General features: G+C 69.9%; 11 protein-coding genes. 5 read left to right on the forward strand and 6 right to left on the reverse strand.

Annotated elements, in window-relative coordinates; all coding sequences use genetic code 11:
- Positions 1–78: 78 nt before the first annotated feature.
- Positions 79–1,299, reverse strand: a complete 1,221-nt coding sequence (locus tag ACFKCF_RS22175; protein ID WP_394496232.1) for a glycosyltransferase family 2 protein — start codon at positions 1,297–1,299, stop codon at positions 79–81.
- A gap of 171 nt (positions 1,300–1,470) precedes the next feature.
- On the opposite strand from ACFKCF_RS22175, the gene ACFKCF_RS22180 reads away from it, so the two are divergent.
- Positions 1,471–2,946, forward strand: coding sequence for a hypothetical protein (locus ACFKCF_RS22180; RefSeq protein ID WP_394496234.1), 1,476 nt, complete (start codon positions 1,471–1,473; stop codon positions 2,944–2,946).
- Here ACFKCF_RS22180 and ACFKCF_RS22185 read toward each other — a convergent pair.
- Both ACFKCF_RS22185 and rsmI read right to left on the reverse strand, forming a co-directional pair.
- Positions 2,882–4,468: a dolichyl-phosphate-mannose--protein mannosyltransferase gene (locus ACFKCF_RS22185; RefSeq protein WP_394496236.1), complete on the reverse strand. Its 1,587-nt coding sequence runs from the start codon at positions 4,466–4,468 to the stop codon at positions 2,882–2,884. The two genes, ACFKCF_RS22180 and ACFKCF_RS22185, sit on opposite strands and share 65 nt — an antisense overlap.
- Before the next feature lie 10 nt (positions 4,469–4,478).
- A complete protein-coding gene (gene rsmI, locus ACFKCF_RS22190; protein WP_394496238.1) occupies positions 4,479–5,348 on the reverse strand; it encodes a 16S rRNA (cytidine(1402)-2'-O)-methyltransferase in 870 nt (289 codons plus the stop codon).
- A 56-nt stretch (positions 5,349–5,404) separates the two neighbouring features.
- Between rsmI and ACFKCF_RS22195 the strand changes: the two genes are divergently transcribed.
- Positions 5,405–7,036, forward strand: coding sequence for a dolichyl-phosphate-mannose--protein mannosyltransferase (locus ACFKCF_RS22195; protein WP_394496239.1), 1,632 nt, complete (start codon positions 5,405–5,407; stop codon positions 7,034–7,036).
- A gap of 113 nt (positions 7,037–7,149) precedes the next feature.
- A complete protein-coding gene (locus ACFKCF_RS22200) occupies positions 7,150–8,334 on the forward strand; it encodes a hypothetical protein (RefSeq protein WP_394496241.1) in 1,185 nt (394 codons plus the stop codon).
- Positions 8,335–8,343: 9 nt separating this feature from the next.
- Here the strand turns inward: ACFKCF_RS22200 and ACFKCF_RS22205 are convergent, their stop codons facing one another.
- Positions 8,344–8,742, reverse strand: a complete 399-nt coding sequence (locus ACFKCF_RS22205) for a MerR family transcriptional regulator (RefSeq protein WP_394496243.1) — start codon at positions 8,740–8,742, stop codon at positions 8,344–8,346.
- A 49-nt stretch (positions 8,743–8,791) separates the two neighbouring features.
- Between ACFKCF_RS22205 and ACFKCF_RS22210 the strand changes: the two genes are divergently transcribed.
- A complete protein-coding gene (locus tag ACFKCF_RS22210; RefSeq protein ID WP_394496245.1) occupies positions 8,792–9,583 on the forward strand; it encodes an MBL fold metallo-hydrolase in 792 nt (263 codons plus the stop codon).
- A 14-nt stretch (positions 9,584–9,597) separates the two neighbouring features.
- Positions 9,598–10,530: a DUF5996 family protein gene (locus tag ACFKCF_RS22215; RefSeq protein WP_394496247.1), complete on the forward strand. Its 933-nt coding sequence runs from the start codon at positions 9,598–9,600 to the stop codon at positions 10,528–10,530.
- Between the two features lie 241 nt (positions 10,531–10,771).
- Here the strand turns inward: ACFKCF_RS22215 and ACFKCF_RS22220 are convergent, their stop codons facing one another.
- Positions 10,772–11,134 carry a hypothetical protein gene (locus ACFKCF_RS22220; protein WP_394496249.1) on the reverse strand — a complete coding sequence of 121 codons (363 nt, stop codon included), beginning with the start codon at positions 11,132–11,134 and terminating at the stop codon, positions 10,772–10,774.
- The gene (locus ACFKCF_RS22225; RefSeq protein WP_394496251.1) at positions 11,131–11,817 is read right to left on the reverse strand and encodes a TetR/AcrR family transcriptional regulator; all 687 of its coding nucleotides are present in this window, start codon (positions 11,815–11,817) and stop codon (positions 11,131–11,133) included. Before ACFKCF_RS22225 ends, ACFKCF_RS22220 begins: the two co-directional genes overlap by 4 nt.
- Positions 11,818–11,833 lie beyond the last annotated feature (16 nt).

The raw sequence follows: 11,833 nt of genomic DNA on the forward strand, positions 1-11,833 counted from the left end.
CCTACGGGGCTCCCTGTCCCTCTCGGACCGATTCCCCCGTGTCGGCGGGGCCCCTCAGGACCCCGCCGTGCGGAACGGCTATCGCTTGGAGTCCTCGAGGGAAACCGCCTCCGCGGCCTCCTCGGCGGCCTTGGCGGCCACGTCGATGGAGCTCTCGCGCGTACGGCGGATGCCGAGGATGCTGATGAACAGCGCCGCGAAGATCGTCTGGAAGCTCATGATCAGAGCGGTCGCGGAGGGCACGACGATACGCAGCGACTCGCGCGGGTCGAGCTCGCCGAAGCTGCGCACCTGCCAGTGGACCAGCGACATCACCAGGCCGATCAGACCGGCCAGCGCCAGCAGGCCGCCGACCACGAGCCCCTTCTCCAGGCTCACGATGTCGATCAGCCGCCGGATGCGCGGCGACTCGGGCAGGAAGCCCTCCTCGGCCGCGTAGACCTTGGTGAACACGGCGAACAGGGCCGCCTGGAAGCCGATCACGACCAGGGCGGACGACCCGACGAGGGTGTCGACGTCGAAGGCCAGCTCCCCGATCTCCACCGGGCCGAACGTCAGCGCCGTGCCGGCGACGAGGCCGATGATCATCATCAGCACGCCGGGGTAGAAGAACAGCCACTTCGGGCTGTAGAGGAGCAGGAAGCGCAGGTGGCGCCAGCCGTCGCGCCACGAGCGCAGGTGCGGCGGGCGGGAGCGGCCGTCGGGCGAGAGCGTGGTGGGCACCTCGCGCACGTCGAGGCCCGACAGCGTGGAGCGGACCACCATCTCGGAGGCGAACTCCATGCCGCCCGTCTGCAGCTGCAGCTTGAGGATCGAGTCGCGCCGGAATCCGCGCAGCCCGCAGTGGAAGTCACCGATGGCCGAGGGGAAGAACAGCCGGCCGATGAACGACAGCACCGGGTTGCCGAGGTAGCGGTGGAGCGGTGGCATGGCGCCCGGGGCGATGCCGCCCTTGAAGCGGTTTCCCATCACCAGGTCGGCGCCGTCGCGCAACTGCTCGACGAACGGCAGCAGCGCGGTGAAGTCATAGGAGTCGTCGGCGTCGCCCATGATGACGTATTTGCCGCGCGCCGCCCTGATCCCGCCCATGAGGGCGTTGCCATAGCCCTTCTCGTCGACGTGGACCACGCGGGCTCCGGCGTCGCGGGCGAGCTGTTGCGAGCCGTCCGTGCTGCCGTTGTCGGCGATCAGGACCTCGCCCTCGATGCCGTGCTCCTCCATGCACGCCAGCGCCTTGCGTACACAGACTTCCACGGTCTCCGCCTCATTGAGGCAGGGCATGACCACCGTCAGTTCCACGTGTCTACCCTTCAGTTAAGACTCTTCCAGTGAACCATCATGCCCTGTGCCCAACCGTGCTCGGGTCAAGACCCAAAAACGACTGGCATTCTTTACAGCATGGTGAGCGTCGCGGAGATTACCCCTGTGGACCACTCCGCTCCTGGCCGGGCAGCTCGTTGGCTGTCATTCTTGCGCCGGCATCGAGTGTTCGCCGCGGTTTTCGGCGTAGGCGCCGTGCTGCGGCTCATCACCATGCTCGGCTACGGCCCGGCCATGTGGTTCAACGACTCCTACGAGTACGTCTCGGTGGCGCTGCACCCGCGGCCGCACCCGATCAGGCCCGACGGCTACAGCTTCTGGCTCCTGCTGCTCAAGCCGTTCCACAGCTTCGCGCTGGTGATCTTCACGCAGCACCTGATGGGCCTGGCCACGGCCTGCCTGATCTACGCCTTGCTGCGGATCAAGTTCCGGCTGCCGAAGTGGGGCGCCACGCTGGCTGCGGCGCCGGTGCTGCTGGACGCCTACCAGATCCAGCTCGAGCAGCTGGTGATGTCCGACAGCATGTTCACGCTGCTCGTGGTGGGCGTCATCACGCTGGTGCTGTGGAAGCGGCGGCTGTCGTGGCGGGCGGGCGCGGTCGTCGGCCTGCTGCTGGCGCTGACGTGGCTGACCCGCTCGATCGGCCTGCCGATCCTGGCGCTGGTGGTGCTCTACCTGCTGGTCAAGCGGACCGGCTGGCGCCCGATCGTCGCCGTGATCGCGGCCTGCGCGGTGCCGGTGATGGCGTACATGGGCTGGTTCGCCTCCGCGTACGGCAAGTTCGCGATGACCAACAGCGACGGCCTCATCCTCTACATGCGCACGGCCATCTTCGCCGACTGCAACAAGATGAAGATCGACAAGTACAAGGAGGTCCAGCTCCTCCTGCTGTGCATCAACGACCCGGTCAACCAGCGCAAGGACTACGCGCAGTGGTACCTGTGGGGCCAGGGCAACGGCGACGGCACGGGCACCGGCGAGGTGCTGCACCGGTGGGGCATCAACAAGAAGTGGAGCGAGATCACCAACGACGCGGCCAGCGCGTTCGCCACGCGGGCGATCCTGTCGCAGCCCGGCGACTACCTCAAGGTGGTCACGCGTGACTTCTTCCGCTCCTTCCACTGGGGCCGGCCGATGTTCCCCGACCCGTCCACGTACGGGATGTACGAGTTCAAGCCGTACGTCGAGCCGGACGAGAGCGGCCAGCCCAAGCGGCTGCCGAAGTGGTCGTCGTACGCGGGCGGCCGCACCGACACCGACGCCTTCAGCTACGAGCAGGGCCCGCCGGAGACCCGGATCGTGCACCCGTGGGCCGACATCATGAGCGGCTACCAGAAGGTGTTCTACCTGCGCGGCATCATGCTCGGCGGCATCCTGCTGATCGGCCTCTACGGCGTCGCGGTCAGGTGGCGCAAGTTCGGCGGCCCGGTGGTGCTGCCGTGGCTGGGCGCGGTGGGGCTGCTGCTGGCCCCGGCGGCGACGGCGGAGTTCGACTACCGGTACGTGCTCCCGGCCGTCCCGCTGGCCTGCGTAGCCGCGGCGATCACGCTGCGCCGCGGCGTCACTTGGGCGCGGCGGTCACCCAGGAACGCATCAGCATCCGAGCCCACCAGTCTGCGTGTGTGATCGTCTCGGCGGTCAGCACCGGATAGAGCCACCAGAAGTTGACCAGCATGATGAGCGCGAACGCCCCCACCAGCGCGGCCCCGGTCGCCCGCCGGGGCGCGGGGGCGTCCTGTCTGCCCAGCACCAGCCCCGCCACCAGCACGAGCGCCAGCACCATGAACGGCACGACGGGGATCATGTAGAACAGGTACATCGTCCGGTTGTCGGCGAGCGCGTAGTAGAACCACGGCAGCCAGCCGGCCGCGACGCTCAGCAGCACCGCCCCCGCCCGCCAGTCGCGCGTGGCCACGTACCAGGCGACGAGGCCGACCAGCGCCGGCACGGCGGCGTACCACAGGGCCGGGGTGCCGACCCCGAGCACGGCCTGTGAGCACTTGTCGGCCCCGCACGCCGACGGCGGGATGTCCGACGGGTAGTGGAACGAGACCGGCCTGATCAGCAGCGGCCACTGCCACGGCTCCGACATGTACGGGTGGTATTCGTGCAGGTTGCTGTGATAGCCCAGCACCTGCAGCTGGTACTGCAGCCACGACCGCACCGAGTCGACCACGAAGAACACGGGCCCGGACGAGGTGGCCTGCGCCCAGTTGCGCCCCCAGCCGCCGGCGGTGGCGAACCACCCGGTCCACGACGCCACGAAGGTGAGCGCGGGCACGAGCGCCATGGCCCCGAACGCGCCCGGCAGGTCGTACGAGAACGTCCCCCGGTACGGCCGGCGTATCCCGAGCGCCCGCCTGGCCCCCATGTCCCACATGAGGCTCATGACCGCGAACGCGATCAGGAAGAAGATCCCCGACCACTTCACCGCGCACGCCGCCCCTAGGCAGAGCCCGGCTGCGAGCCGCCACGGCCGCCACCCCAGCCGCGGCCCCAGCTCGATGATCGGCCCCCGCTCGTACCGGTCGGCCAGCCGTTGCCGCGCCCAGTCCCGGTCGGTGACCAGGCAGGCGAACCCGGCCAGCACCCAGAACATCAGGAAGATGTCCAGCAGCGCCGTGCGCGACAGCACCAGGTGCAGGCCGTCGAGCGAGAGCAGCAGCCCGGCCAGGCAGCCGAGCAGCGTCGACCGCGTCATCCTGAGCGCCACCCTGGCCATGATCAGGATGGACAGCGTGCCGATCAGCGCGGCGGCGAAGCGCCAGCCGAACGGGTCCATCCCGAACAGCCACTCGCCCACGCCGATCATCCACTTGCCCAGCGGCGGGTGCGCCACGAAGGAGGCGCAGTCGTCGGGCTGCGGACACTGCCGGAAGATGTCCAGGTTGCCGGTGATGAGGCGCTTGTCGGCGATCGGGTCCTTGGCGTCGCCGAGCATGGTCCGCTCGACGCCGTGGGTGATCAGCGAGTACGCGTCCTTGGCGTAGTACGTCTCGTCGAAGACGACGGCCTTGGGCTCGTCGAGCCTGATGAAACGCAGGAGGCCGCCGAACAGCGCGACCAGGATCGGCCCGGCCCAGCCCAGCATGGGTGTCCCCGGCATCGGCGGGACCAGTCGCTGAGCGGAAACCCCCCAGTTCCTCACGATGCGCACCCTATGGCGTAGGGGATCTCCTGTGAACCAGGTCATACAGCTCGCGTTTGGGGATGCCCGCCTGCTTGGCCACGTCGGCGACGGCGATCTTGCGCTGGACGCCCTCGGCGACCCTGCGGTCCACCTCGGCGACCAGCTCGTCCAGGTCCGGCTCGCCCTCCCCCGGCGCGTATCCGGCGACCACGAGCGTGATCTCGCCCTTGACGTCCTTCGCCGCCCATTCGGCCAGCTCGCCGAGCCCGCCCCGCCGTACTTCCTCGTACGTCTTGGTCAGCTCGCGGCACACGGCGGCCTGCCGGTCGGGGCCGAACGCCTCGGCCATGGCCTCCAGGGAGCTCGCCAGCCGCCGCGGCGACTCGAAGAAGACCATCGTGCGCTCCTCGCCCGCCAGGGCGGCCAGGCGGCGGGCCCGCTCGCCCGGCTTGCGCGGCGGGAAGCCCTCGAAGCAGAACCGGTCGCTGGCCAGCCCGGACACGGCCAGCGCGGTCGTGACGGCGCTCGGCCCCGGCAGCGCCGTGACCGTGATGCCCTCGTCGACCGCCAGGCGCGTCAGGCGGTAGCCGGGGTCGGAGACGCCCGGCATGCCCGCGTCCGTGATGACCACGACCGTGCGGCCCTCTTTCAGGGTCTCCAGGAGCTCCTTGGCCCGGGCCACCTCGTTCTGGTCGTAATAGGACACCACCCGGCCCTCGATCTCCACGTCCAGCTCGGTCGCGAGCCTGCGCAGCCGCCGGGTGTCCTCGGCGGCCACCACGTCGGCGCTGCGAAGCAGCTCGCGCAGCCGCGGCGAGACGTCACCCGCCTGGCCGATGGGGGCTCCTGCCAGCACCAACCTGCCGTCTCCTGTCACCCGACCATTGTGGCAGGGCATCCCAAATAACCGTGTTTCTGCGTTTGCTATCGGCTTGGGGCCCGTACGATGTCCGAATGGCGGTGACCGATTCCCCATACCAGGCCAACGAGAGCTCGGAGGTCGGCGACAGCCTTCCCAAGACGATGTCCGTACGCGAACGGCTCGTGCCTCCCATGCACGGCAGCATCCTGTGGGGCTGGATCGGCCCCCTGCTGGTCACCCTTTTCGGCGCCGTCCTGCGCTTCATCAACCTGGGCCACCCCAAGACCGTGGTGTTCGACGAGACGTACTACATGAAGGACGCGTTCTCGCTGATCACCTGGGGCGTCGAGCGGACGACCATCAAGGACGCCGACAAGGCGATCATCGCCGGCAACACCGGCATCTGGCAGTCGTGCACGCCCGAGACGCTCGACAAGTGCGCCTCCTATGTCGTCCACCCGCCGCTGGGCAAGTGGATGATCGGCGCGGGCGAGTGGCTGTTCGGTCTCAACCCGTTCGGCTGGCGCTTCGCCGCCGCGCTGATCGGTTCGCTGTCGATCCTCATCCTGGCCAGGGTGGCCCGCAGGATGACGCGGTCGACGCTGCTGGGCTGCTTCGCCGGCCTGCTGCTGGCCCTCGACGGCCTGCACTACGTGCTCTCGCGCACGGCGCTGCTCGACATCTTCCTGATGTTCTGGGTGCTGGCCGCCTTCGCCTGCCTGGTGGTCGACCGCGACCAGGCGCGCGAACGGCTCGCGACCTGGTACGAGAACTCGCCGCTCTCGCCGCACGGCCCCGCGCTGGGGATCAGGTGGTGGCGGATCGCCGCGGGGGTCTGCCTGGCCTTCGCGATGTCGGTCAAGTGGTCGGGGCTGGCGTTCGCCGTGGCGTTCGCGATCATGTCCGTGATGTGGGACTTCGGTGCGCGCCGGGCCGTCGGGCTGCGGCATCCCTACGTCGGGGCGTTCAACAAGGACGTGCCGCAGGCGTTCCTGGCGTTCGCCGCGGTGCCGTTCGTCACCTACATGGCCACCTGGGTCGGCTGGTTCGTCAACGCGACCGGCTACGGGCGCAACTGGGCCCAGGCGACCTCGTCCGGGCCCGTGTTCTTCGTGGTCGACTCGATGCGGTCGTGGATCAAGTACCAGTGGCAGGTCTACACGTTCCACAGCGGGCTGGAGACCTCGCACCCGTACATGTCGGAGCCCTGGCAGTGGCCGCTGCTGCTGCGCCCGGTCGCCTTCTACTACGAGGGCAAGCAGAACACGTGCGGCGTCAAGGACTGCTCCGAGGCCGTGCTGGGCGTGGGCACGCCGGTGATCTGGTTCGGGGCGGTGGCCGCGCTGGTGGCCCTGATCGCGTGGTACGTCTCCACGCGCGACTGGCGGGCGGGGGCCGTGCTGCTGTCGTACGCCATGGGCCTGGTGCCGTGGATCTACTTCGCCATCGCCGACAACCGTACGATGTTCCTGTTCTACGCCATCCCGATGGTGCCGTTCATGGTGCTGGCCATCACGCTGTGCGCCGGGCTGCTGATCGGGTCGTCGAAACCGACGGCCACGGGGGCGATGCCGGTACGGCGCACCGTCGGGGCCGCCGTGGTCGGCGCGTTCACGCTGCTCGCGCTCATCAACTTCTGGTGGCTGCACCCGATCCTGTCCGCCGAACTCATCCCCTACACCGAGTGGAAGGCCCGCATGTTGTTCGAGAAACGGTGGATATGATCTGCTTACCGTCCGCCAATTAGTGGTTTCTTAGGGCTATCGCTGTGCAAGACCCAATACGCACCGGATTCGGTCATCGTCAGGCCAGGGGTCGATACGGCAAACTTCGAGGCATGAGTGCACCGGATGTCACCGCCCTGCTCGCCGAGTTGGAGCGCTCTCAGCCGGAGCTGGCCGAGGAGGCCAGGACCGCCGTCGAATGGCTGACGGGTGGGGAGCCGCTGGAAACGGTGACCCAGCTCGACGTCTGCGAGTTCCTCTGGTACACGTTGCCGCTCAAGGTGGGCGGCGACCACGAACGTCTGGCACGTTCGCTCGGCCGGCTGCTCCAGCTCGGCGGGATGGAGCGCTATGCCGCTCTGTGCGTGTCACCCACGACCCTCCAGATCCTCCGTACCTACGCCCGCGAGGGTGAGGACGCCGGCACCGGCGCCTATCAGCAGGCGCTCGAGGCCACGGGTGTGCTCCCGCCCGACGTCCCCGAACTGCAGTGGAGCATGATCATGGGGCCCGAGGAGCTGGGCGCGCACATCGCCTGCTCCGCCGCCCTGGAACTGGCGATCGTCGCCGGCGAGACCGTCGACCGCACCGCCCTGACCCGCCGCTGGCTCACCGAGCCCCGCTCCGAGCTGGGCGGCGACAGCTGGCTCAACCGGGTGCACGGCGAACGCCTCAACCGCTGGGTGCTGGGCCGCGGCCCGGCCAGGCGCGAGCTCGCCCAGCCGTTCGAGGTGCGCCTGCACGCGCCCATCACCCCCCAGGCCCTGCCCCCGTTGCACCGACTCCTCACCCTGGCCGCCTCGGAGGAGAGCCTGCCGCTGCGGCTGGCACCCTCGCCCGAGGCGCTCAGGCTGCGCGAGCTGGCCGAGCGGGAGCTGGGCGCGATCAGCCGCGACGGCACGAAGCTGGCCATCACCGACTACGGCCGGCGGCTGCTCAAGTCGAAGTCGGCCATGTGGTCGTCGGTCACGAGGCTGCTGCTGGCCAGGGGCAAGCACGAGTTCGAGGTGTCGGCGCGGGAGGCCGCGCTGATGCTGCTGGCCGACGGCACGCTGATGTCGCCCACCGAGTTGCGCGAGCGGGTGGCGGAAGTGGTCGGCGGCGAGGGCTGGCATCCCACCACGACCGTGGAGGACGTCGCCGCGCCGGTGGCCGACCTGATCTCGCAGCTCACCGCCCTGGGGCTGGCCTTCAGTGACGAGCTGGCGGTGCGGATGGACCGCTCCGGCCAGCTCGCCGCCCTGGCGGCCCTGCGCGCCCATGCCCTGCGACCGAGGAAGTACGTCAACCCGAGCTGACGAGCGTGCTCAGCCCAGCGGCACGCGGCGCACGGCCTGCTTGAACTCGGGACACTCCACGAGCGGGTCGTGGTCGCAGGTCACCGCGTGCCGCAGGCTGTCGCGCAACCGGGTGAGCTGCGCGACCCGCTCGGAGACCTCGCGCTCCTTGGCCGCCATGCGCTCGCGCAGCCTCGCGTCGGACGGCCTGGCGCGCAGGAACTCGGCGATCTCCGACAGCGTGAACCCCGCGTCGCGGGCGCACGTGATCAGCGCCAGGCGCTCCAGCGTCTCGGGCCGGTACGCGCGGCGCAGGCCGTTGCGTCCTTCCGCCTGGATGAGCCCCTTGCGCTCGTAGAACCGCAGCGCCGACGCGGCCAGCCCGCTCTGCCTGGCCACCTCGCCTATGTCGATCAACGTGTCTGCCACGACCTGGCTCCTTGACTTGAACCGCGCTTCAAGTCGCAGTCTAGTGCGCATGCGAATTCACCACCTGAATCTCGGCTCCATGCGCGAGATCGAATCCCTGGACGGACAGCCGGCGGCGCCCGCCGTGTGCCACGCGCTGCTGGTCGAGACGCCCGCCTCCGGGCTCGTCCTGGTCGAGGCCGGGCTGGGCCTCGACGACGTGGCCAAGCCCGAGGAGATGCTGGAGCGCGAGTGGGCGGAGCTCGTCGGGCCGCTGCTCTCGCCCGACGAGACCGCCGTACGGCAGGTCGCCGCGCTCGGCTACGACCCGCTCGACGTACGGCACATCGTGCTGACCCACCTGGACGTGGACCACAGCGGCGGCCTGCCCGACTTCCCGCACGCCCAGGTGCACGTCATGGAGGTCGAGCTGGAGGACGCCATCGCTCAGGCCCCGAACCGCCGCTACCGCCCGGGCCACTGGGCCCACTCACCAAAATGGGTGACTTATCCGGACACGGGCACCCGGTGGCTGGGCGTGGACGGAGTGCGGCCGCTGACGGGGCTGGGCGAGGACTTCCTGCTCGTGCCGCTGGACGGGCACACCCGCGGGCACGCCGGCGTGGCGGTCAACGACGGCGAGCGCTGGCTGCTGCACGCGGGGGACGCGTACTTCTACCACGGCGAGCTGGACCGCGAGCCGCAAGCGCACCCGCTGATGGACATCGTGCAGGTCGGCGCCCAGGTCGACGCCGAGCGCCGGGTGTCGAGCCAGGAACGCCTGCGCTCGCTCGCGCACGACCACGGCGTCACAGTCTTCTCTGCCCATGACCCGTGGGAACTGTCCCATTACATACGGTAGTTACCATTGGTCTCATGGAGTTGTTCCCAGCCATGCCGCTCGCCGAGTGGGCGGAGGCCAAGGAGACCTTTCACAGGTTCGCGCAGATCGTGGGGAAGATCCGGTTGTCGTCGAGCAACCGGCGCAACCACTGGTGGCAGGTGCCCTTCCACCCGACCGGCCGCGGGCTCACCACGCGGCCGATGGGCGGGCTGGGCGAGCAAGCGCTGTTCAGCATCGACTTCGACCTGGTCCGCCACCGGCTGGTGGTGGACGTCCTCGACGGGCGCAGCGCGGAGTTCAGCCTGATCGGGCGGTCGGTGGCGTCGTTCCACGACCGGCTCTTCGAGACGCTCGCGGGGCTGGGGATCCGGCCGGAGATCTGGGCCGTGCCGTTCGACCTGGGCGACGACACGCCGTTCGCCGACGACACCCTGCACGCCCGGTACGACCCCGTCCTGATCAATCGCTACTGGCGGATCCTGTCGCAGGTGGTGCAGCTCCTCGACCGCTTCGCCGCCGACTTCGCCGGCAAGACCTCGCCGGTGCACCACTTCTGGCACACGTTCGACATCGCCGTGACGCGCTTCACCGGCCGCGTGGTCCGGGTCTCGCCCGACGCGGACCCGGTCACGCGGGAGGCGTACAGCTGGGAGGTCATCAGCTCGGGGTTCTGGTTCGGCGACAAGGAGCGGCCGTGGCCGGCCTTCTACTCCTACACCGCGCCGGAGCCCAAGGGCCTCGAACTCGAGCCGCTGCGGCCCGTCGAGGCCGAGTGGCTGCCCGCCCGGGGCAGCCACCTGGCCATCCTCCGGTACGACGACGTGCGCGCGATGGGTGATCCGGTCGCGTCCGTGCTGGAGTTCCTGGACAGCGCCTACCAGGCGGGGGCCCGGCTGACCGGGCTCGACACGGAGGCGCTGAGCTCTCCCGGAGGCGTCACGGACCCGTACTACGGGAAGTATTGAGCGGAAATTATTGAGCGCCCCCCCTCCGGAGAGGGCGGGCGCTCAACGTATGCGAACCGGTGTGCAGGTCGCCTCTCGGCGAAAGGCACAACGCGGCTCCAGCCGAACGGTATTCCGCGAAGGCAATAGGTGAGGCCCGGGGACACTGGACACACCGGCCACGATCTATGTAACCACACCCGCCCGCCGAACATTCCCCACCCCGACACGAATTTCCGAGGCCGCGCCGCCACCCCCTGCCCTAAGGGCGGGCCGGGACCTTGGGCGGGGCCGTGACGGCGGTGTCGCGCATGGCGAGGATGGCCGCGACCGCCGGCACCCCCGCCACCCCGCCGATCCATGCCACCGTCGCCCCCAGACCACCCGCCGTGACCCTGGGCCCGGCGAGCAGGGATTGCGTGCAGGCCAGGCTCAGGGTGCCGCCGAGCTGCGCGGTGACCAGCCACACGTACCACGAGCCCGACCCGCCTAATTGCTCGACGATGCGCGGGAGAGCGGTGCCGACCACGGTGCCGTCCAGCATGCCCAGGAAGGCGCAGCCGAGCAGGGCGTACGTCACCGCCGTGCGGCTGCGGGCCGGGAGGTCCTCGTAGAGGTCCGTCACCCGGCCTCGCCGCCCTTCAGGGCGCCGTGCAGGAACAGGTCGACCAGCTCGGCCGAGGTGAGCGGGGAGGACCCGCCCCGCCCGGAGGCCAGGATCAGGAACTGGAACGCCTCGGCCAGCCGCTCCGGGGGCAGCCTGAGGTCGTCGCGCTCTGGCTCGAACAGCCCGGACAGGACCTCGCGGGTGGCCGCCATCGACGCCTCCCGTCCCGAGAGCGCCCGCCCGGCCCCTCCTTGCGCGCCACGCCCCTCTTCGGGTGCGTCGGAGGTCGCGCCACGGCCCTCCTCTGAGGGGGCGTCCAGGAGGCGGGGGTCGCGGCGGAGGCCGCCCGAGGCGGTCAGGGCGCCCGCGACCGCGCCCATCCGGGCCAGGTAGCCGCGCAGCGTATCGGCGGCCTCGATCAGCCGCTCCTCCAGCGGCACGTCCAGCGCGATCGCCCCCACGTGCGCGAGCGTGTCGTCGGGCCGCGCCGCCTCCGCCATGCAGGCGGCCAGCAGGGTCTCCTTGTCGCCGAAGGCCCGGAAGATCGTGCCTTCGCCGATGCCCGCCGCGCGGGCGACCTGGGCGGTGGTCACGGAGGTGCCGTACTCCACCACCAACGGGAGCGCCGCCCGGACGATCATGTCGCGGCGCTGTTCTGGGCTCATCGCCGGCGCGCGTCGCCGGCCTGTTGTGTTCGTCATGGCTATCAAGTTACGG

The organism is Nonomuraea sp. JJY05 (assembly GCF_043496855.1).
GTDB lineage: Bacteria > Actinomycetota > Actinomycetes > Streptosporangiales > Streptosporangiaceae > Nonomuraea.